The sequence below is a fragment of the Methanosarcina subterranea genome, assembly GCF_055385895.1.
In genome coordinates this window covers 3,127,190-3,149,404 of record NZ_AP042426.1, presented here as the reverse complement: position 1 = coordinate 3,149,404, position 22,215 = coordinate 3,127,190, and the positions used below count along the sequence as shown (strand labels likewise).

General features: G+C 39.7%; 14 protein-coding genes and 3 pseudogenes. 7 read left to right on the top strand and 10 right to left on the bottom strand.

Going from position 1 to position 22,215, the window contains the following annotated elements; genetic code table 11:
* Positions 1–148: 148 nt before the first annotated feature.
* The 7 genes from ACZ5A8_RS13720 to ACZ5A8_RS13690 form a co-directional block, all read right to left on the bottom strand.
* Positions 149–1,705, bottom strand: coding sequence for a dicarboxylate/amino acid:cation symporter (locus ACZ5A8_RS13720; protein WP_464529712.1), 1,557 nt, complete (start codon positions 1,703–1,705; stop codon positions 149–151).
* Positions 1,706–2,166: 461 nt separating this feature from the next.
* Entirely contained in the window at positions 2,167–6,024 is a 3,858-nt protein-coding gene (locus ACZ5A8_RS13715) for a right-handed parallel beta-helix repeat-containing protein (RefSeq protein ID WP_464529711.1), read from the bottom strand.
* A gap of 602 nt (positions 6,025–6,626) precedes the next feature.
* On the bottom strand, positions 6,627–10,526 hold the full coding sequence (locus ACZ5A8_RS13710) for a NosD domain-containing protein (protein ID WP_464529709.1): 3,900 nt from the start codon (positions 10,524–10,526) through the stop codon (positions 6,627–6,629).
* Between the two features lie 544 nt (positions 10,527–11,070).
* On the bottom strand, positions 11,071–12,252 hold the full coding sequence (locus ACZ5A8_RS13705) for a hypothetical protein (protein WP_464529708.1): 1,182 nt from the start codon (positions 12,250–12,252) through the stop codon (positions 11,071–11,073).
* A gap of 133 nt (positions 12,253–12,385) precedes the next feature.
* On the bottom strand, positions 12,386–12,550 hold the full coding sequence (locus ACZ5A8_RS13700; RefSeq protein WP_464534136.1) for a UPF0228 family protein: 165 nt from the start codon (positions 12,548–12,550) through the stop codon (positions 12,386–12,388).
* An 808-nt stretch (positions 12,551–13,358) separates the two neighbouring features.
* Positions 13,359–13,919 (bottom strand): class I SAM-dependent methyltransferase, encoded by a 561-nt coding sequence (locus ACZ5A8_RS13695; protein WP_464529707.1) that lies wholly within the window; start codon positions 13,917–13,919, stop codon positions 13,359–13,361.
* Between the two features lie 455 nt (positions 13,920–14,374).
* Positions 14,375–14,491 carry a UPF0228 family protein gene (locus tag ACZ5A8_RS13690; protein ID WP_464534135.1) on the bottom strand — a complete coding sequence of 39 codons (117 nt, stop codon included), beginning with the start codon at positions 14,489–14,491 and terminating at the stop codon, positions 14,375–14,377.
* A 217-nt stretch (positions 14,492–14,708) separates the two neighbouring features.
* Here ACZ5A8_RS13690 and ACZ5A8_RS13685 point away from each other — a divergent pair, with 217 nt between their 5' ends.
* The 4 genes and pseudogenes from ACZ5A8_RS13685 to ACZ5A8_RS13670 all read left to right on the top strand — a co-directional run.
* Positions 14,709–15,545, top strand: coding sequence for a hypothetical protein (locus ACZ5A8_RS13685; protein ID WP_464529705.1), 837 nt, complete (start codon positions 14,709–14,711; stop codon positions 15,543–15,545).
* Between the two features lie 305 nt (positions 15,546–15,850).
* Positions 15,851–16,369: an NUDIX hydrolase gene (locus ACZ5A8_RS13680; protein ID WP_464529704.1), complete on the top strand. Its 519-nt coding sequence runs from the start codon at positions 15,851–15,853 to the stop codon at positions 16,367–16,369.
* Positions 16,370–16,547: 178 nt separating this feature from the next.
* Positions 16,548–16,802 carry a hypothetical protein gene (locus ACZ5A8_RS13675; RefSeq protein WP_464529702.1) on the top strand — a complete coding sequence of 85 codons (255 nt, stop codon included), beginning with the start codon at positions 16,548–16,550 and terminating at the stop codon, positions 16,800–16,802.
* A gap of 21 nt (positions 16,803–16,823) precedes the next feature.
* Positions 16,824–17,171, top strand: a pseudogene (locus ACZ5A8_RS13670) (DJ-1/PfpI family protein); the annotation flags it as partial.
* Positions 17,172–17,210: 39 nt separating this feature from the next.
* On the opposite strand, the gene ACZ5A8_RS13665 reads toward ACZ5A8_RS13670, so the two are convergent.
* Both ACZ5A8_RS13665 and ACZ5A8_RS13660 read right to left on the bottom strand, forming a co-directional pair.
* Positions 17,211–18,029 carry a nitroreductase family protein gene (locus tag ACZ5A8_RS13665; RefSeq protein WP_464529700.1) on the bottom strand — a complete coding sequence of 273 codons (819 nt, stop codon included), beginning with the start codon at positions 18,027–18,029 and terminating at the stop codon, positions 17,211–17,213.
* A 154-nt stretch (positions 18,030–18,183) separates the two neighbouring features.
* The gene (locus tag ACZ5A8_RS13660; RefSeq protein ID WP_464529698.1) at positions 18,184–18,405 is read right to left on the bottom strand and encodes an OTU domain-containing protein; all 222 of its coding nucleotides are present in this window, start codon (positions 18,403–18,405) and stop codon (positions 18,184–18,186) included.
* Between the two features lie 25 nt (positions 18,406–18,430).
* Here ACZ5A8_RS13660 and ACZ5A8_RS13655 point away from each other — a divergent pair.
* The 3 genes and pseudogenes from ACZ5A8_RS13655 to ACZ5A8_RS13645 form a co-directional block, all read left to right on the top strand.
* Positions 18,431–18,943 (top strand): annotated as a pseudogene (locus ACZ5A8_RS13655) (transposase); the annotation flags it as partial.
* A gap of 389 nt (positions 18,944–19,332) precedes the next feature.
* Positions 19,333–19,818: pseudogene (locus ACZ5A8_RS13650) on the top strand (transposase); the annotation flags it as partial.
* Positions 19,819–20,015: 197 nt separating this feature from the next.
* Positions 20,016–20,210, top strand: a complete 195-nt coding sequence (locus tag ACZ5A8_RS13645) for a hypothetical protein (protein ID WP_464529697.1) — start codon at positions 20,016–20,018, stop codon at positions 20,208–20,210.
* A 144-nt stretch (positions 20,211–20,354) separates the two neighbouring features.
* Here the strand turns inward: ACZ5A8_RS13645 and ACZ5A8_RS13640 are convergent, their stop codons facing one another.
* Positions 20,355–21,983, bottom strand: a complete 1,629-nt coding sequence (locus tag ACZ5A8_RS13640; protein WP_464529695.1) for an IS1634 family transposase — start codon at positions 21,981–21,983, stop codon at positions 20,355–20,357.
* Between the last annotated feature and the right edge of the window lie 232 nt (positions 21,984–22,215).

Below are 22,215 nucleotides of genomic sequence, written 5' to 3'. Positions count from 1 at the left end.
GATCCAGTAATAAGAGATTATGGATCAATTTAAGAAACCCCGAAGTTATGTTTATCACCCTATATCCTGTTTTCGAGAGCGTATTTTCCATACCTCATTAACTGGTAGAAGCCCTCATGCGCCAGGAAAAAGGGTTTTAGTTGAGGAGTTAAACACTTGAGCTTTCAGATGCTGTAATATCCTTATTTGCCTTAATTTTATCCTCAATTTTTTCTTCAGGGACTTTCTCAACTTTTATTTCGACTATTTCATCGACCCTTTCTTTAACGTCCCCTCCAATCCAGCGGTCCATAACCTTGCAGGTCACAAGGTCTCCTGCTACATTCACTGCAGTCCTGCTCATATCAAGAATCCTGTCCACTCCCATTATGAGAGCTATCCCGCTTGTAGGAATCCCTACGCTGCTGAGAATCATGGCAAGGACAACAATTCCCACCCCCGGAATCGAAGGTGTCCCTATGGAAGCTGCAACAGCCATAACCATTACGAAAAGTAGCTGGAAAGGCCCGAGTTCTATCCCGAAGACTTCAGCCAGAAAGACTGTAGCTACTCCCTGATAAAGGGCAGTCCCATTCATATTTACTGTGGCTCCTAGAGGGACTACGAACTGTGAAATCGAAGGCCTGACACCTAACTTTTCTTCTGCGGTTTTAATAGATAAAGGCATAACTGCAGCCGAGCTGGACGTGGAGAAAGCAAGGAGCATAACGTCTCTTATGGCTCTAAGGAATTCAAAAGGGTTATACCTTGCAACAAAAGTGACGATAAGGAGGTTCAGGCTCATAAGGAGCAGCAGGCTTGCAAGTACTGTGCCCACATATACCGCCATTCCGAGAAGGGCTTCGATTCCCATTTTGATGGTAAACTTGGTAAGAAGTCCGAAAACTGCAATCGGAGCAAGAAACATACTCCATTTGACCACTGTCATACAGACGGCCTGTACGGAGGTCAGAAAGCTGACCATTGGAGTTGATTGGTCCTTATTCAGAGACACAAGGGCAATACCTATTATTATTGCAATGATTACAACCTGCAGCATTTCTCCATTAACCATAGCCCCGAGAGGATTAGAAGGCAGGAGACCTCCGATAAGCAATGAGGGCAGAGTAAGAAATGAAGGATTGAAACTTAAGCCGGCCGATTCTACCTGGACCTCGCTCCCCAGTGCACTCTCAATAAGGTCTCCACTTATATACTGCCCGGGTTGGATATAAAGCGCCATTCCCAGACCAATAGCAGTTGCAATTGCAGTTGTTATTACAAAATAAATAGCTGTTGAAACCCCGGTCTTTTTGAGGGCGGTCATGCTCTGGCTTGAAGCCACCCCAAGAATAATGGAGGCAAAAACAAGCGGGATTACAATCATCTTCAGGAGCCCGAGGAAAATATAACCCGGCAGGGCAATCCATTCTCCCATAATTTCTGCGGAAACGGGATCAACGTACCCTCCGAATGGGCCTAGGAAAAGCCCCATAAATACTCCGAGCCCCATTGCTATAAGAATCTTTAACCAGAGTTTCTTTTCAAGTAAATCACGAAGCTGATTGCTAAGGTTTTTAAGGGAATTGTTTCGCCTGAAATCCAGAGGGTAATAAATACGCGTGATTCCGTCAGTGATTTCCTGGCGCAGCAGCCTGGTCTCCTCTGCAATTTCCTGAGCAAATTCTCTTGGGTTCGGGATATAATGGTTTTCCTTGTCTTTCATGGGGGATCACAATAAAAAATCGCTGGGGTCTCAAGAGTCTGTTTCTTCTTTTAGAAATTTAGTTATTCAGGTAATTACTTTTACATTAAATTATATAAAAGCTTAGAAAAATACATAATAATTCATTAAGTTCCAAAAAATGAAAAAAGCTTTGAAGAAAAATAGATCATGTAGAAAAATAAAAGAAAGAAACTTTTTAAGCTGTTATTATGATACGTATAATAGTCTGATTTTTTAATTTGTGGACTTTCCATACCGCAAATAGTCTTCTCTTCTATACTAATAAGTATGTAATATTTAAGGTAGCCATTTATGGGCATCTAATGTTTAAGATAATGAGAAGTTAGGAAAAATAAAGTAAAAAAAGCTCGAGAAGAAAATCTTAAAGACAAAAGAAAAAGTAGAAGATAAGGGAACATGAAGTAATATTCCCTTATTTTCTAAATTGTTTAGTTTCTAAATTATTTTAAGATCCTTTTCTTTGCAAAGAATACTGAAGCAAGGATTCCGAGAACCGCAAAGGTACTTTCGAATCCAGGTGTACTCTTTTGTACACCATTTGTTTGTTCTTCTCCGGTAACTGTTCCTGTTTCTTCTTCAGCCGGAATGATTACTGCATTACCAAGCTTGTCTCCTGTAATTGCATAGCGGGAGAATCCCGGTGTTTCTGCCGTGAAATAGTAGTATTCTTTGTCTTCATAGGTCATTTCTGTGACAAGCGCGTTCCATTTTTCGTCATGGAATCTGTTTATCGTTATGGTTGAGACATCAATATTGTTTTCTTCGACCCAGCTCTTTGACACCCTGAAGTTAATGGATGCTCCATTGATATTGCTTCCACTTTCAAACCGTTCGTTTCCGACCAGGATGTTCATCAGCTGGTAGACTTCTCCGTCGGGTTTTTCTCCGGAACTTCCGTCAAGCACCTCAATCCTTACTATGACATTTCCGGAGTACTGTTGTGAGGTAAAACTCAGTCCCAGTATACCGGAAACAGGATTGTTGAAACTAAAGCTTGTTTTTGATCCTGCAGCAACTCTCTTCTGTGCACTGTCGATATCTGTAACGCCACTGCTTCTTCCACTCGAGGGAATGTAATTGGCAGAACTTTTGTGCCTGGTTGTTGTGGAAGTAGGGATAATTGTAAGGGGCAGATAGTCAAAAGTTCCGTTTATAATTTCATAAGAGGAGTCTGCAATTCCGTCTTTGTCAGCATCCGTGCAGTTTTCGGAAAAGCCTGTCCCATTGGGATTTGCCCAGTAGTTGCCTCCCAGGTACGGACCGCAAACTATACTTTCACCTGCTGTTTTGCTAATGTTCCAGGTATTGTTTGCCTCGCTGTTAATGAGGGTATTGTTTACGTTGTTAAAATAATTGTTATAAATAGTGTTATTTCCGCTTTCTGGATATTCCATGCTCCTTACCAGCCCTCTGTGTGCCATAATTTCGGCATCTGAGGGATCAATGATAATTCCTGCCAGACTGTTCTGGATCATTGTGTTATCATAGATCTGGCTGTTATTCACGTCATAGAGCATCAATCCGTAAGAATTTCCGGACAGGGTATTCCCGACAAGGGTACCTTCTCCTGTAACCAGCAGTCCGATGTCACTTCCTTCTACAGTACAGCCTGAGACTGTATATCCGGTACCTATGCCTTCTTCGGGATTAATAACGAGAATTCCTCCAGAAGTACAGTTGGTTACGGAGCAGTCACTCACGCTGAAGTTCTCACCCAGGACTGCAACAAGTCCACCCTGGCAGTTTTCAAGAGTATTGCTTTCAAGGGTTGCGTTCACAGGTTCATAGAGATAAATGCCCCATACCTGATAAGAATCCTTAACGGTGTTGCCTTTAAGTCTGAGGTCCTGTGAATAATCAAAATAGATTCCATATCCTGAGACCCGATTTATATTGACAAGGGGGGAACTGACAAGAGAGAAATTTCCAGCTGCAGGCAGCCTATAAATACCTGTTACATTCTGAACGGTATTTCCCAGAAGCTCCACGCTGGAAGAGTCTCCCGTATAAATTCCTACACACCCGATATCCCGTACCGAGTTCCTCACAAGCCTGACATTCTGTGAATCATCAAGATAGATTCCACATCCATAGGCCCTACTTCCACTTACAAGAGAGGAACTGACAGGAGGGAAATTTCCAGCGTCATAGAGTAGAGTCTCACCTGTTACATTCTGAACGGTATTGTCCAGAAGCTCCACATTTGAAGAGCCTTCCGTATAAATTCCCGTGTCCCCGATATTTCTGACTGAGTTCCTCAAAAGCGTGCCATTCTGACAGTCCTCAAGATAAATTCCCCTGTAGCTTGCCTGGTCAACGATATTGTTCTCAATACTGAGATTCTGGGAATAGATAGAATAGATGCCAGTGCCATCGGATCTCTTAGACTGCACGAGGTTCGAACTTGCGAGACTATTTTCTTCTATGAGAGCATTTTTCTCTCCTTTAACAAGATCTGAATTTACAGAGTTATATAGTGAATATGTCTCAGTTGAGTTCAGAATATAATTGCCCGTGAGCGTGCAATTCTCGGAACCAATGGTGGCAATTCCGTACGTGAAGTTTTGAATATTATTGTTGGTAACGGTTACATTCACAGCTTCCTGAAACACAACTCCAGCCGCTGAGTTATCAAACCTGCTTCCTGAGACTTTGACATCATGAGAAGATAAAACCCCAACTCCATATATCGTGTTGCTTATAGAGTTGTTTTGCATATTTGAACTTGTGTTATACAAAAAAATCGCATATGTATTGTTCTGCAGCACAAAATCCTTAATTTCGGCATTTTCACAGTTTATGCAGTAGATAACTCCAGCATCTCTTCCAATTGAGGGATTTGCTTCCCTTTCAAAATAATAAATTGGTTTTCCGTCGACAAGATTGCTGGTATCGATTAGATTCCCTGTTTCATTATCAAACTCGACATCTTCGTCGTAGTAATCGAGTTCAAAGTTGTACCAGTTTCCAGACATAATGTTGTCTGTAAGCGTGCAATTTTCAATCTCCCGGAGGCGGAATCCAGATATTCCTGAACTTGCCGTGTTATTCCTCAGGACAGTTCCAATGGAATTACCCAAAGTAAGACCGTAATCAGTGTTTGAAACTGTGTTGTTGGTCAGAGTACAGTAATCAGAGAGATAAATATAGAGTCCATAATCACTATCTGAGATTATGTTGCCGGAAAGATTACAGCTGCTGGAATTATACATGTAAATGCCGTCGTCGTAAGTATCTGAGATGTTGTTGTTAGTAAGATCACAGTTGCTGGAGTAATAGAGATAGATACCGTCTTCAGCGTTTGAAATTGTATTGTTGGTCAGGGTACAGCCGTTTAATTGAAACAAATAAATGCCTTCATAATCAGTATTTGAGACGGCATTGTCGGTAAGATTACAGTTGCTGGAAGCACCCAGAAAGATACCACAATAATCAGCGTTTGAAACCGTATTAGATGTAAAATTACAGCTGCCGGAATTATACAGATAGATACCATGGCCAGTACCATAAATCCTTGCTACTGTATTTGACACTGTGTTACCGGTAAAATTACAGTTACTGGAACTCTCCAGATCGATTCCATTCTCGGAAATGTTAGAGATTGCATTGTTAGCCACGGTACAGTAATTAGAGGAGTAGAGACGAACACCCTCAGAATCAGTATCTGAGACTGTATTGTTGGTCAGGGTACAGTAACTGGAGGTCTCGAGAAGGATACCTTTATCGGAAATATCTAAGATAATATTGTTAGCCAGAGTACAGTAATTAGAGGAGGAGAGATAGATACCATTAGAAGACGTATTTAAAACTGTATTGTTGACCAGGGAGCAGTTACTGGAGGACTGAAGATAGAACCCCTTATCAGCAGAATTCGTAACTGTATTGTTGATCAGATTGCACCCGCTGGAACTCTCCATCTGAACACCACAGCCGATCCCCGATAGCTTATTATTGGTGATGTTGGCCCCTGAGATCCCACTCATATAAATTCCCGTAGAGCCTGCCCCGGTGATAGTGAATCCGCTGATAGTTACATTATTGGCACTTATTTTGAAATTGTGACTCAGTATATTCAAGCGTTTTACAATTGTATTCTCAGGATTTCCGGAATAGGAGAGGATGCGTACGTTTGCCACAGTAACATTCACATTCTCCGTATACGTTCCTGGATAGACAACAATTGTATCTCCGGGACTTGCATTGTTTATCGCAGCCTGGATGGTTGTATAATTTCCGTTACCCTGGGTGTCCACGTGCAGGGTGGAAGGTATAGACGTAGCGGCTGCGGTTCCATTCAAAACAAGAAAAATAAAACATGCAAAAGCTAAAAATTTTAACTTCGTTTTTTTACATAGTAATGCCATTTTACTCAGGTCTCCTCGCATATGAATTACATCAACGATGCATTGAATGTAATTTTATTTCAGATGAAATATCTACTAAATTTTTATATATTGTTAAATATTAGTGTAACTGATAGTATAAAAAGTTTCATCCTTCAGGGGACAACTCGATCATAAATGGACGTCGTTGTGCAAAATGTGTCTATGAACAATAAAAATCAGATAGATAACTGTATGAAATTAAGTATTGATCAACCGCCCACGAAATCACAACACAAAAACGAAGGACTTAATTTCACCAAACTAGATAAAAAAGAAATAAAATATAAAAGAAATAAATGTATTCTAAATGTAAAATAAAAGATCAAGAAAAAAAAGAAAACGAAAAGTATGGAAAAAGTGTGGAGGTAAAACAAGAAAGATCGAAAAAAGAATCGAAAATCAGGGTTAAGATAATACCCTTAATTTTTCAAATTGCTTATTTTCCAGATTGTTTATTCTCCAAATGTTTATTTTCCAGATTGTCTATTTTCCAGATTGTCTATTTTCTAAATTACTTATTTCAGGATTATTTTCTTTACAAAGAGCACTGAAGCAAAGATTCCAAGCACTGCAAAGGTACTTTCGAATCCAGGGGTATTCTTTTTTACGTCATTTGTTTGTTCTTCTCCGGTAACTGTTCCTGTTTCTTCTTCAGCCGGAATGATTACTGCATTACCAAGCTTGTCTCCTGTAATTGCATAGCGGGAGAATCCCGGTGTTTCTGCCGTGAAATAGTAGTATTCTTTGTCTTCATAGGTCATTTCTGTGACAAGCGCGTTCCATTTTTCGTCATGGAATCTGTTTATCGTTATGGTTGAGACATCAATATTGTTTTCTTCGACCCAGCTCTTTGACACCCTGAAGTTAATGGATGCTCCATTGATATTGCTTCCACTTTCAAACCGTTCGTTTCCGACCAGGATGTTCATCAGCTGGTAGACTTCTCCGTCGGGTTTTTCTCCGGAACTTCCGTCAAGCACCTCAATCCTTACTATGACATTTCCGGAGTACTGTTGTGAGGTAAAACTCAGTCCCAGTATACCGGAAACAGGATTGTTGAAACTAAAGCTTGTTTTTGATCCTGCAGCAACTCTCTTCTGTGCACTGTCGATATCTGTAACGCCACTGCTTCTTCCACTCGAGGGAATGTAATTGGCAGAACTTTTGTGCCTGGTTGTTGTGGAAGTAGGGATAATTGTAAGGGGCAGATAGTCAAAAGTTCCGTTTATAATTTCATAAGAGGAGTCTGCAATTCCGTCTTTGTCAGCATCCGTGCAGTTTTCGGAAAAGCCTGTCCCATTGGGATTTGCCCAGTAGTTGCCTCCCAGGTACGGACCGCAAACTATACTTTCGCCTGCTATTTTGCTCGTGTTCCAGGTGTTGTTTGCATCGCTGTTGATCAGGGTATTATTTACATTATTGAAGTAGTTGTTATAAATAGTGTTATTTCCGCTTTCTGGATATTCCATGCTCCTTACCAGCCCTCTGTGTGCCATAATTTCGGCATCTGACGGATCAATGACAATTCCTGCCAGACTGTTCTGGATCATTGTATTACCATAGATCTGGCTGTTATTTACATCATAAAGCATCAATCCGTAAGAATTCCTGGACAAAGTATTCCCTGAAAGGATACCTTCTCCTGTAACCAGCAGTCCGATGTCACTTCCTTCTACAGTACAGCCTGAGACTGTATATCCGGTACCTATGCCTTCTTCGGGATTAATAACGAGAATTCCTCCAGAAGTACAGTTGGTTACGGAGCAGTCACTCACGCTGAAGTTCTCACCCAGGACTGCAACAAGTCCACCCTGGCAGTTTGTAAGAGTGTTGCTTTCAAGGGTTGCATTCACAGGTTCGGAAAGATAAATTCCCCAGACCTGGTAAGAGTCCTTAACGGTGTTGCCCTTCAGTCTGATATCCTCTGAGTACTCAAAATAGATTCCATATCCTGAGGGTCCCATACTTCTGCTGACAAGAGGTGAGCTGACAAGGGATAAATTCCCAGCAGTAGGCAGCATATACTCACCTGTTATATTCTGAACCGCATTGTCCAGAAGTTCTACACTGGAAGACTCAGCCGCATAAATCCCTATATATTCGGCATCTCGTACCGAGTTGCTTACAAGCTCGGCATTCTGGCACCTGCCAAGAAGAATTCCTGCCAGGCCTGTCCTGTCAATAGTATTATTCTCAAGCCTGAGATCCTGTGAGTATTCAGCAAAGATCCCAAAGCCATAGGGGCTCGAGACCTGCACGAGATTCGAGTCTGTTAGAGTACTTTCCCTTATTTTAGTATTAAACAGTATGGATGTACCTGTTACATTCTGAACCGTGTTGTCGATAAGTTCTACACTGGAAGACTCATCCAGATAAATTCCCACAAATCCGATGTTCAGTATTGAGTTACTGACAAGCCTGGTGTTCTGGCAACCTTTAAGATAAATTCCTGTATCACCTATCTTGTCAATAATATTGTTATCAAGTTTGAGGTTCTGGGAACTTATAGAATAGATCCCAGAGCCGTAGTGTCCCACGTCCCGTACGAGGTTAGAGTTTAAGAGGGCACTTTCCCTTATGAGAGTATTTTCCCCATCTCTGACAAGCTTTGAGTTTCCGGACGCAAAAAGGTCATAGTCTTCCATTGATTCCTGAATAAAATTGCCTGTAAGTGTGCAATTTTCGGAATCAAGTGTGGCAATCCCAAATATGGAATTTCGAACAGAATTGTCCGTAAGCGTGAAATTCTTGGAACCCATTGTAGCGATCCCAACCAGGGAGTCTTGAATTGAATTGTTCGTAAGTATACAGTTCTCGGAACCGTGGGCTTCAATTCCAAACATTGAGTCCCGAACGGTATTGTCAACGAGAGTCGTGTCCATAGCCTCCTCGAGAATTACTCCGGCCATGGAGTTTTCAATCCTGCTGCCCGAGAGCTTGACATCCTGAGAAGATAAAACCATAACTCCGTATATGGTGTTATTTATGGTGTTATTTTGCATTTCCGAACTTGTATTATACAGAAAAACTGCGCATGTGTTGTTCTGCAGTACAAAGTCCTTAATTTCGGCTTTTCCACAGTTTATGCAGTAGATAGCCCCGGCATCACTTCCTATTGAAGGATTGGGCTCCCTTTCTAGGTAATAAATCGGTTTTCCGTCGACAAGATTGCTGGTATCGATTATATTCCCGGTTGTGTTATCAAGCTCGTAGATATCAAGCTCAAAATTGTACAAGTTTTCAGACATGATATTGCCTTTAAGAGTGCAGTTTTTGCTATCATAAAGGCCGATTCCATATATTCCTGAACTTGCGGTGTTGTTTCTCAAGACACATTCATCGGAATCATCCAGATAGATACCATAAGAGTTTGTAACTGCATTGCTGGTCAGAGTGCAGTTTTCGGAGTCCCACAGATAAATGCCTTCATAATCAAAATTTGAAACCGTGCTGCTGGTCAGAGTGCAATTTTCGGACTCTTTCAAACAGATTCCAGTATCATAACCATCTGAGACTGTGTTGCCGGTCAGGTTACAGTTGCTGGAATAATAAAGGTAGATGCTATCGGCATAAGTGTTTGAAACTGCGTTGCTGGTCAGATTACAGTTGCCGGAATAATAAAGATAGATACCAAAATCGTAACTGTTTGAGACTGTGTTGTTGGCCAGGGTACAGTAGTTAGAGGAAGAGAGATAGATTCCATCATCAGAAGTGTTTGAGACTATATTGCCGGTCAGGGTGCAGTTGACGGAATGGTAGAGATAGATACCATAAGAATCAGTATTTGAGATTCCGTTATTGGCCAGAGTACAGTAATCGGAGTACTCGAGTAATATACCTTCTTCTCCGGTATCCGAGACTGTGTTGTCGGCTATGGTACAGTTAATGGAAGAATCAAGATAGAAGCCTTTTTCAGCAGAATCAGTAACCGTATTGTTGAGCAGATTGCATCTGCTGGAACTCTCCATCTGAACACCGCAACCGACTCCGGAGAGCTTATTATTTGTAATATTAACCCCTGAGATCCCACTCATATAAATTCCCGTAGAGCCTGCCCCGGTGATAGTGAATCCGCTGATAGTTACATTATTGGCACTTATTTTAAAATTGTGACTCAGTACATTCAAGCGTTTTACAATTGTATCTTCAGGATTTCCAGAAAAGGAACGGATGCTTATGTTTTCCACACTTACATTCACATTCTCAGTATAGGTTCCGGGATAAACGATGATTGTGTCTCCAAAGGTTGCGTTGCCTACTGCAGCCTGGATAGTTGTATAATTTCCGTTACCCTGGGCGTCCACGTACAGCGTGGAAGGTATAGACGTAGCGGCTGCGGTTCCATTCAAAACAAGAATGATAAAAAACGCAATTGTTAGGAATTGCGACTTATGTTTTTTCCATAGTAGTGCCATTTTTTCAGGTCCCCATGTTTTTAAATTAAGTCAGTAGTGCGTTAGATTCAATTTTATTCCAGATGAAATATCTGCTAAATTTTTATATATTGTTGAGATATTACTGTAATTGAGAGTATAAATAGTTAGATCCTTAAGGGGACGATCTGACCCTAAATGGACATTGCTGCGCAAAGTGAATCTGCAATTAATAAAAAATCCTATTGATCGAAGACATGAAAAGTGGCATTGATCCAGTCCATGAAATCACAGAACAATAACAGAGAGACCTTAATCCGGCCGAGAACAATCCGCGTACCCTTGCAGTCGCTATCCTGTCGCTATTCAACGAAATACAGGTCCTTATTCTTCTTAGCGTTGATTGGAATGAAGTCCGTTCTCGATGGATCGAATTACTCAGAAATTTATGTAGAATGAAGTAAAAAGGAGAGCAGGCAGAATGCCCCAGAGACTGTAAATGATTTGAGGATTGTAATAACGTATCAAGGAGTCCCAGGTAAAATTAAAAATCAGAAAAAAAGGAGTGAGTTTTGGAACGATTCGTTTACTTAAGTGGCCTCACTGGAAAAACCCATAGAAAAGCGTCATAAATATAATCTTTTATTAGGCTGAAACTACCTTCTGATGTATCCTCATGCTCAATACCTTTTCCATCCTCATAATCAGCACCTTCCCCGACTCCCGCCAGCTTAACTAACCATGCATTCCCATTTTTAACGCCTGCAGCTATGTACCCACCATCTGAAGTCTGTTGAACAGAATAGAGTGTACAATTTGTGAATTCTTTTATCCATTCCTGATTACCTTCACCGTCCGTTTTAAGTATGAAAGCAGAACCATCTATCACGAAAGATGAAGAATCGTTATACCTTCCTGTCAACACATACCCACTGTCTGAAGTCATAGAAATAGAGATTCCAATATCATCCATCGGGCCACCGAAGGTCTTATTCCACTGCTCCTGACCATATTCATCGGTCTTGATAAGCCAGATATCATCACTGTTAGATTTTTTTGACCTAGTTGAACTGGCAATTACATATCCACTATCAGAAGTCTGCTTAACAGAATCTAACATAGGATTTAGTGTTTCAAGACTATGGTTTTTGCCAAAGGTACTATCCCATTGGTGAGTGCCGTTTATACCATATTTAGTTATCCTGAGATCATAATCTACTAGAAGAGAGGCAAAATAATCTCCAATCTCATACTCAACCGTATCCCCAATTATGTATCCCCCATCAGAGGTACGTTCAGCCCTATATTGAATGTAGTCCTCATGAGTAATTTCATCAGATGTCTTGTTCCACATCTCATTTCCGTTACTGTCAGTCCTGATCAGCCAGGGCTCAGCAGAGCCGGAAGGAAATGTATAACCCGATAACACATAACCGCCATCTGAGGTTTGTCGGGTAAAGTATCCCTCATCAAAGTATGTCCCCCCGAAAGTTTTATTCCATTGCAAATTCCCCTTCTCGTCAACCTTGATAAGCCAGGCATCCGGATAGCCTTCCGTGCCTTTGCCATACGAAGCTGTTATACCTGCAACTACATACCCGCCATCTGAAGTCTGTTGAACACACCAGAAACTATCTTCAAGATCTCCACCAAAAGACCTGTTCCATTGTTCTGCAGGTGCTTCTGCAGATGTTACATTCAATAACTGCGAAAACAGAATTAAAACAAGAAAAATCTGGAAAATTCTATACTCTAAATTCTTAATCATTCTATCACCCCAAAATACATGGTGCCCGTTCAGTACTCAATGAAACAGAAACACTAAATACTAAGATATTTTCTTTGTAACTTTACAATAATATCATAATACTATCCAATGATAATTCATTGCAGCATATTTTTTACTCGTCAATATAGTCAAGGCTTATGATCAAAACTTTTTCATTCATTTCAATATCATTTTTCATCCTGACTGCATCTCTCTCTGGAATCCAATTATTTGGTTCATTCCAATTCTCCTTTTTACTTAATTCGTCTCTTTTATTTTCATGTGACTTTCCGCAGATGTCCTTTCAATTTTCACAATTTTTCTTGCTATCGTTTTTTCTGAAAAACTCCATGTTTACTCAAACGTGTGTTTTTGACATTTTCCAAAATTTTCGGTTTTTTGCCTTCATTGAAAACTTCTAGCAGCCATTTCCCTGAGCTTCAGTTGAGATAATAACTGTAAATTTTCGAATAAACCTCCAAAAACGATAACAGAAAAAATGTTATTTTTTTGAAGACATCTGCGGAAAGTCGGTTCATCTACTTTTACGTAGTAAATATTTCCCATATACATCCTATCCTTCAAGTTCTTGCTCCTATTTTTCAAAGATGCAAAACTCTTAACCACAGATACTTTTATACTTCCACTCAAACAGAATCTAGCTTTCTAATTAGATCCTAAGGAATTACAAATCTCAGGATACCTTGAGTTCTTATGAGCTTGGGAAGTGCATTTGAACTCCATAAATTCCTTTTTGTTAATTCCTTATAAATTTTCTCTCCATAGTCTCAAACAACCAAAGATTAGGAAATAATTACGGATTAGAAATGGGTATGAAAAACAGTCAGTTTGATGATCTGGAGAGAAAACTTATAAGATTATACTTACCGCAATGTTTCCATAAGATAAATAAAAAAAGCTACATGAGTCTACAACTTTTATATTGGTGGTAAAACTGGTCAATTTAAGATCCAGATGACTAAATTTCACAAAATTCATGTTCTACAAGAAAATTTGGATCGTGCCGCTTTTAGGAATAAACCAGGCAAATTATCCCTAAAAAACACCTCGGAAAAGCCACTCACATTGCTCTATGAAGTTTTTATTCAGGAAGCAGGCTTCAAAAGCACTGCTCTGTCGAAAGAAAATTTGGGTCCAGAGACCTGTTCCAAACCAACGGATCGAGCAACCTCCAACGTGCTATCAAAGTCGGACTTTGAGACATGGAATTTAGGTTCCACAATCAAAAACCTGCCATCAGGCTTGAGATGGGAAGCAACTTCGCTCAAAAAACTCTTCTTATCCGGGACCTCATGGACCATATAGAATGCTAGGGCAAAATCCACCATCTCGGAGATGCCTAACTTTTCATGTTGGGCTTTATGAAGGATGATACGAGAACTAAGCCTCTCTTGCTCGCTTTTATTCTTCACTATCTGAAGCATCTCATCCTGAATATCCACCGAGATAACCTTTCCTTTTTCGCCTACCAGCTTCGCCATTGCCAGAGAAAAGAAACCCGGCCCGCAGCCCAGATCCATAACAACCTGACCTTCTTTGATATATTCGCCAACAATTTTGTAGGGGTTTTGTAAAAGCTTGCGAATCCAGTTGTCAAGGGTCCAAGCTCTCTGATAGGGGCATACATCCTTAGATTTTTTCTCCATTTTTTCCCTTCCTCTAATCTATGATTTTTTTCTTTAGTAATTACGCGGTTGAACTGAAAAATCAATAGAATTAAGACTTTGATTACCTGAGCGTTATTTTCAATCATGGTATTTTTATTGTAACTTATTTTTATACCTAAAGTGAGTAGGTTCTATATTTATTGATCTCAGTTGCTTTTTCAGGGCTCAGAAGTCCATACTTATTGACAGTAGTAATAGAAATAGAAATAGAAATCCAGATTGTGCCCTACGATTTCCTTCAGTCAGGCATCTCTGATGAATGAAAAAATAGTACGGTTTTAACTTTTTTATCATATAGAACAATTGACCCTTAATCATTCTAAACGTCAACCGAAAGTTTTTCGAAAAATTGACGGGGAAATATGAATAAACTAGCAACGATAATCAAGGGATACAGCAAAGGTATTTTAATTCTTTTTAAGCTCATACTTTATTCAGATTGCATCTTCTTCCGGAATCCAATTCCTGGATTCATCTTCAAAGAGAATATAACAGTAAATTGACCTTTTCATTTGAATATTATATTTGTCCAATATCGCAAGAGAATTCATTCTATTCGTGTATTCGAATTTCATAAACTACTTTATGTTAACTCTTTATAAGTTTTCTGGCCAGAGTATCAAACAATCAAGGGTCAGGAAATAATATTAGATGAAAAAAAGAGATGAAAATGGTCAATTTGAGGATTTAGTTAGTAAAATTTACAAACGTTTATTAAAAACTTAGTTAAAGAGTTCAAATGTATTAGTCAAATCTAATTTTTACTCCATGCATGGAGGCGGTAAAATAAGAAATATTATGAAATATGGGATTTTTCTGGTTTTGGCTCTTTCTTTGCTGACATTAAATGCTTTAGCGCTGTCCAATCCTTCAAACGATAATACTGAACTCGAAAACAATAACAATGAACCCATTGGTATTGATATATGTATAGATTTCATACCATACACCCATGAAGAGTTAAGTAACTACTCAGATACGATTGTAATAGGTACGGTTAAAGAAATGCTTCCACCCAGATGGAATACAGCAGACGGAAAACAACCGAAGAAATTACTTAATAAACTTGAATATCCTGACGACATCATTTACACTGACATCGTTATAAGTGTTGATGAATACCTGAAAAACCCGTTATCATCCAATGAGCTTATTGTAAGAGTCACCGGAGGGACGGTTGGGGATTTTAGCATGACTACAGATGCTGATCCAAGCTTCAATGCTGGTGAAAAAGTTTTGCTCTATCTGAGTAAAGATGAAAGATCCAGTACCAGGGATATTGGTCCTGAGCACTTCTTAGTTACAGATTTTTACCGTGGCAAATATACATTAACCGAGGATGGAAAAGCTATAATCACTGATGAAACTGTTACTCTGGAAACTGTTACTCTGGAAGAATTGTTGAATACAATTAATCAAACCAATAATAACACAAATGATACCGAAGCATCAGATAATAAAGAAACAGCAAATAAAGAAACAGCAGGTAAGCAAGAAGGAGTCGGTTCTACTATTCAATCAAAAAGAATTCCTTTCATAAGCTTCTTCTGGATGCTTGGATCAGTGCTTGGAGCAGTTCTGATTGCAAGACACAGGTATCAATAAGCTACTTATGATCCATTTGTATTCGGTTAAGGATTTTGAGCTGCGGATCTCGATTTCGACGGAAAAACTCAAACCCAAATGTTTAGTGTTTAAATTGAAATCGATATCAGATTCCAGTTTTGCATTTGATGAATAATTTAACAAATTTTATGAAAATCAATGCAAGTGATAACGATTTTTCCTTAACCGATGACCAATGACTTATGATCTAATTAAATGGCTATTCTGCTTCATTTAAAAGGTAGTGCCTGTGATTTATATTATGAAACCGGGAGATCAAAGCAGTTTGGAGAGGAAGTAGAAAAGTGAGCACTTATAGTAATGGTATTCTTTTATTCAGGTTCAGGAATAAGAGACTCGAAGTAATGCTAGTTCGTCCAGGTGGGCCAATTTGGGCAAAAAAAGATTATGGAGTGTGGTCAATACCTAAAGGGCTACCCGAAGAGCATGAAAACCCGCTGGATACGGCAAAAAGAGAGTTTAAAGAAGAAACAGGTTTTGAGGTTGACGGCGAGTTTATTGATCTGGGAGAGTTAAATCAATCCAGCAACAAGATAGTGCATGTATGGGCTCTTGAAAAAGACCTGGATGTAACAGATGTTGTAAGTAATACATTTCCTTTAGAATGGCCAAAAAACTCCGGGAAAATACGGGAGTATCCTGAGGTCGATAAAGCAGGCTGGTTCGATATTGAGTTAGCTAAGAAAAAAATACGAGAAGGACAAATTGGTTTTATTGATAGGCTTATGGACATTATTAATTACTCTCAGAAGGAAGAGCACTCAGATAAAGAAAAAAGATACAGGCAAACTACACTATTTTAAACGCTATGAGAAGTTGCGTCCAGATGGCACTAAAAAATATAACCAGAATTCTATTTATAAGCTAGCTTCCTACTCTACATTGAGATATTTCAAGGGATTAAATAAAACTTAGAATATACAACTGTTTCCTGATTAGTTATGGGAAAAATGTTTACTAAACATCCACAAACTTTGTAACATGAATTTCGGATTTTTAATTTTCCCGGAGCTCGAAGAGCTTAGTCTTGTCGGGCCCTGGGAGATAATATCACTCTGGAGCAAATTTGCTCAGGGGCCTGAAAAGTGCCTGATGATTGCTGAAAATCCCGCCCCCGTGATCTGTAACAAGGGAATGTCAATAAATCCTCACGTCACCTTTGCAGATTGCCCTCCGCTTGATTTTCGATACCGGGTGGCGAAGGCACATGCAAAGAGGTGGAGAATTCATCTTTAATTCAATGTTGCCAGGCAGGCTGAGAATTGTAGAGCTGTGCTTTCTGTGTGTACCGGCACATTCATCCTTCATCGTGCTGGTCTACTCTCAAACAGGCGAGTTACTACGCACTGGGCTTCACTCCAGAAGCTGCGAGAACTAGGTGACGTGAAGGTAGTGGAGGATCGGATTGTAAGGGATGGAAATATCTGGACCTCGGCTGGCATTTCTGCTAGCATTGATCTGGCGCTTGCATTTATCGAATACATGGCAGATAAAAAAATGGCGGGCAAAATTCAGCTAGGTGCCGAATACTATCCGTCAAGCAGGTCATACGGAATGATGCATAAAATTCCGCAGGCTCCTGAGTATTTGAGGAAAAGGGACTGAACGTCCCTCACCCTAAAGCTTTTCAAAATCTTTCAAGACTTACTGCCACGTAACCTCAAGTGGTTTCCTGCGAGGGATTCCATAGATCTTGTATTTTGGGTTGCCAAACATCATCGCATAGGCACATTTCCTCCCTGCGGGCAGATTGAGTTCCTTCTGGAGAGGTTCATAGAAAATGGCAGCCGCTGCAACAAAGCCCGCCCAGCAGGTACCGATGCCGAACGCCGGTGCAGCGATATCAAAATGGGTGAGGGCGATAGTGGCATCAATGGATGCAATCGGGTTTTCCTCAGGAATATGGGCAAAGAGCAGATGAGGGGCTCCCCGGCAAATGATATCGTATCCCTGATCCCAAGCCGAAATAAGCATCGGCACATAGCCGCTCATGGGATGTGGGGTGTTCAGCAGGGTTCTCATCCATTCAATGGTGAGCCCGGCAATCTTCCTGACTTTTTCCGGATCATGAATAACCAGCCACTGCACCGGCTGACCATTGGTTCCGGATGCAGCGTAGCGCGCAATATCAAGGACTTCAAGAATTTTCTCCCTTGGCACAGGCTCCCTGGTAAAATGCCTAATAGACCTGCGTTTCTTGAGATAGAAAGCTATATCCTCTGGAGAGATAGTAACTGCGTCGGCAGGCAGGAGAATTTTCTCATCAGGACGGAGGTCCAAAACGAGAGCTTGAGACGGGCAGAAAACCTCGCAGTGCCCGCAGTAGAGACAGCGTGAAACGTTTGGTTCCTGCACTTGCGGGAGATGAGCCTCATCAGCTGGATCGATAACACCTGAAGGGCATACCTTTGCACAAATACTGCACCTTGTGCAAAGATCCTTATCAACAATAATGTGAGCCATTGTATCAAATCCTGTTAAGGGCAGGTATATCAACAGACCGGCATTTATTACTTTCCTTTTTTTTCTCTATCTGTAAAGTTTCGTTTATTCAATCACTGCATGGGCAAAGAATAATATGCTGGATACCCCTCTGTTTGCAGTATACCATCAAGTTTTACAATAGATTTTCATCTGCCCATTTATCAAATACCTTCAATTGCTCTTCCTTATGGAAGTAATGCTCCCCATGCTCCAGGACTTTAACTGTTGATTGATACCTCTCTGCAAATGCTGAAATCTCGTCCCATTCTGACATGTTATCGTCATAATCATTATAGGACTTACGCACTTGAAATGCCGATAACTTAATGTCATTTAAAATATAATTATATTTCATAGATTCCCCAAAAACGTACGGAGTTATGGACATAAATCCGCCCAAGTGTACCGACATTGAATACATTGATTTTCTCATTGCTGCTTCTAACGTTTTTAGTTGCACTGAAGCTGCTAGATGTTATCCAAACGTAGCTAATGCTCCTTCTCATGATGCTTTCACTCGTTGCCTTCAAAGGCAACCTCCAGACACAGAAGCATTGTGGGAGGAAGTAAAAAATTATGTCAAGCTTGAGGAAGGCTACCTAATTGTTGACGATTCAACATTAGATAAACCATACGCAAAATAAATGGCTTTTGTTCGTCGTATGTGGAGTGGAAAACATCATCATACTGTAAAGGGGATAGGCCTGGTTACCTTAGTTTGGACAGACGGTACAACCGTTATACCTGTTGATTTTCGAATTTATAACATCGATGAAGACGACAAAACAAAGAATGATCATTTCCTCGATATGCTTGACAAAGCCGAAGAACGTAGTTTTAATCCAGAATTTGTTTTGTTTGATACATGGTATGCAAGTGTGAAAAACCTTAAACCGGAGTTTATAAGATATCATGAAAATCGGGCTATAGCTATTGATATTGTGTAGGTATAACAAAAAATTAATTAAATTCCAAACCCATTTAATTCAATTTTGGCGTCACCATATCTTGAATTCGCCCAAAGATTGGTACTTATGTGTTTTCCCTTTCCCTGTAAGGAAGAAAACAATATAGGGCGTCTTGTTATATGGATTATGTGTTATACCCTACATAATGGGAATTTAGCTATTTTTGTTACACACTCGTTTATAATAGTAATCATATATTTGTCGATTTTATACTAAAATGCTTTGAACTGGTGCCAAACATAATTAATTTTTTGTTATACCCTACATTTTATGTGCCGTCTGATGCTGTTTTATACTACAAAGTATAAACTCCGGTTAAAGCCATAAGGAAAAAAGAATGGCATTTCCTTACAAGGCTAAAAAATAATCGTTTGGTAAATCCTGACAACAAGGGGAATGTGCCACTTGAAACAATAGAAATTCCTCCAAAAGGAATTGTGGTTCACCTAAAAGCATATGGATTTGTAAAGGTGTTTCGGATAGTTTCAAAAGATGGAGACACGCAACACTGGGTTACAGATGTGCAGGATATGGATGAATCAAAACGTGAAGATTTAGCAAAGAAGTCATGGAAAATTGAGGAATACCATAGAGGGATAAAGCAGTTCTGTGGCGTCGAAAAATGTCAGGCAAGAAAGAATGAGGCACAAAGAGCACATATAATGTTCTCATTAAGGGCTTTTCTCAGACTGGAATTACAAAGAATCAAAAGTGGAATATCCTGGTTTGAAAGTGCTATGAAAATTAGAAGAGTGGCAGTGACAGAATATTTAAATAATCCCTTATACACATTAAATTAATTCGTAGATTTGTGGAGTTGCCAAAAACGATGTGCGAAGAGCCAACTGCGTAACTCCTATATGTTTTTGATCCTGCTTATGAAGGATTTAAAGTATGGTTTGGATATCCATCCGGAGAATACAGTGAGATAACTTGGTTGCCTCGTCAGGACCAACTACAGGCAATATGCATCGAGTTCTTTATACAGAATGGAAGAATGTCCAGAAATGAAGCTTTTGTTCACTTTTTAGGATGGTATGCAATCTGCCTGAAAGAGAGCTACGATAACGGGTGTAACATTGGGGAGGATGGAGAATACGAAGAAATAAGCTCTTGTGAGGAGTTGATGATGGAATACACCATGAAGCTCATTTATTGGAAAAGGTGGGATGGGGAAAAATGGAGAAAATAATGGGGTTGTTACTCAAGAAAATAAGCCATGAAAAGGCCCACATTCTCGATTTCTGCCATTAATCAGCCCTGATTCTTATTTTTAAGTTTCTCAAGCAAACTTGATACTCTTTCCTTTGTACCTACATTCGGCAGGTTAACGTAATTAGAGATAGATATTTTCATATTTCTCTCCCATGAGACCCAATATCTTCCAGTGAAGATCCTCCATATTCAGTATTTCTGAATTTACTTCACCTTCTTTCTGAGAAATAAGTTCTGTAATTCCCTGGAAATTGACAAATATCCATCTCATCGTAGGTCTTTTTGTTGGCTTTCCTTTTTGATCTGGAACCGTTTCATTTTCTTCCTCTAATTTTGTCCTTAATTTCCATTCTGCAATTGAATAAATCATTAAGCAGAGAACCATTGTCATAGCCAGTGCTTCAATTCTGCTTTTATTCTTTAGGTAGACTTTCGATATGCTAAATGTATCACTTTTCAAGAATCGGAATCCTTTTTCTACATTGTCCTGTCCTTTGTAATACTTCAGCATCTCTCCCGGAGAAAGAGTGATATCATTACTCGCAAGAATGAAAAGTCCCATTTTCTCCATTTCATTCAAAACAAAAGCATCATTAACCTTTATGCTTCCATCAATCCTGAAATAAGTCTTTAATTCCTCATCTTTAGAAGGTCTGCCTCTTTTACCTGATTCACGTTTTTTAATGGATTTCAAATCAACTTTTTCAAAAACAATAGAAGGGAATTCTTTAATCCATTTCTCTGCAGCTTTTGATGCATCCTCTTCGCAGAAGAAGTCCTCTCCTTTCAGCTTTTTAAAAGCCTTCTCTGCTTTTTCAACCTCTTTGTCAAGTTTCGTCCTGAGAGTTTTCTCTTTCTTCTCCTTCATCTTGTGAGAAAGCAGCAAAACCCACTTTTGTTTGACTCCGCCATATTCCACAAAGGTTTGATAAAAAGAGTACCTCTCATCACTTTTTAGCGTTTTCAGGTTCAGATTTGCAGTTAGCAGTTCCTTTGCCTCGGAAATTGTTGCAGGAACACGACTGATCCAGAATGATTTTCCGATATTCTGGATATTATTGTCTGTGTAAAAGGAACTATCAGCGACATAGTACACTTTGCTTTCAGGTCTTAAAACTGATTTGAGAGACGTTATTGCATCCAGAATTGTGTTTTTGTCGGAAGCATTTCCTGAATGTGTGTTCATGAAAAGTGGTATTCCATGCTGATTAACAATCAAGCTCAGTACAAATTGTTTGAGGTCCCATCTTCCGTTTTTGGGAATTCCAAAAGTAATATCAATAGACTCAGTTTCTTCGTCTTCATAATCACCATAAACGCTGACACTTGTAGTGTCAGAGTGTAAACAGTGAACAGGAATAGGTAGACGAGCCATAATGTGAAGGGTAATTTCCGTAAACAGTTTTGTAGGGCCATATTTTACGATTTTGTCAAGAGTCTCTCCGATAGCATATTGATTCAGGTCTTCTTTTGTTATACCGTCTCCAAAAAGCCTTTCAGTAGAAATGTTTTTGAAAAAATCAGGAAACAGGTACAGACGTTGCCCTATGAAACCTAGACCATTGAGTACCATGGCAAGGATGCAGACTGAGTGAGGAACATTATGATTCCGTTCTTTGGGAAGTTTCTCATCGATCAGTTTGTCAACTTCAAGTTCTCGGAAAACTCCAGCCATAAGACCTAGGTGACCTAAGAACCGTGTACGTTTTAAGGAGGATTCAACTCTTCTACTACTGTTTTTCTCTGCCATGGGATAACCAAGAAAGAGATATAAAATTAATGATATTAATTTATAGGTTTACCTGCCGAAAGCAGGAATCAACGTAAGTTTGTATGCGTACCCTGCACGCTAAGGGCTGTCCACTACTGCTCGAAAAGAGGAATTGAAATCTTTCCGATTATGCAATTCAAAAGGAACGTTTCTTCCAAGGAAACAGGGTGATATCTGATAAACAGATTTTGTTTATTAATAGAAATGCGTT

Coding starts and splice junctions, on each gene's coding strand:
- ACZ5A8_RS13660 (WP_464529698.1), bottom strand. CDS start 18,405: ATGAAATATAATTATATTTTAAATGACATTAAGTTATCGGCATTTCAA.
- ACZ5A8_RS13705 (WP_464529708.1), bottom strand. CDS start 12,252: ATGATTAAGAATTTAGAGTATAGAATTTTCCAGATTTTTCTTGTTTTA.
- ACZ5A8_RS13695 (WP_464529707.1), bottom strand. CDS start 13,919: ATGGAGAAAAAATCTAAGGATGTATGCCCCTATCAGAGAGCTTGGACC.
- ACZ5A8_RS13720 (WP_464529712.1), bottom strand. CDS start 1,705: ATGAAAGACAAGGAAAACCATTATATCCCGAACCCAAGAGAATTTGCT.
- ACZ5A8_RS13685 (WP_464529705.1), top strand. CDS start 14,709: ATGCATGGAGGCGGTAAAATAAGAAATATTATGAAATATGGGATTTTT.
- ACZ5A8_RS13645 (WP_464529697.1), top strand. CDS start 20,016: ATGTCCAGAAATGAAGCTTTTGTTCACTTTTTAGGATGGTATGCAATC.
- ACZ5A8_RS13710 (WP_464529709.1), bottom strand. CDS start 10,526: ATGGCACTACTATGGAAAAAACATAAGTCGCAATTCCTAACAATTGCG.
- ACZ5A8_RS13675 (WP_464529702.1), top strand. CDS start 16,548: ATGAATTTCGGATTTTTAATTTTCCCGGAGCTCGAAGAGCTTAGTCTT.
- ACZ5A8_RS13640 (WP_464529695.1), bottom strand. CDS start 21,983: ATGGCAGAGAAAAACAGTAGTAGAAGAGTTGAATCCTCCTTAAAACGT.
- ACZ5A8_RS13665 (WP_464529700.1), bottom strand. CDS start 18,029: ATGGCTCACATTATTGTTGATAAGGATCTTTGCACAAGGTGCAGTATT.
- ACZ5A8_RS13690 (WP_464534135.1), bottom strand. CDS start 14,491: ATGAATTCTCTTGCGATATTGGACAAATATAATATTCAAATGAAAAGG.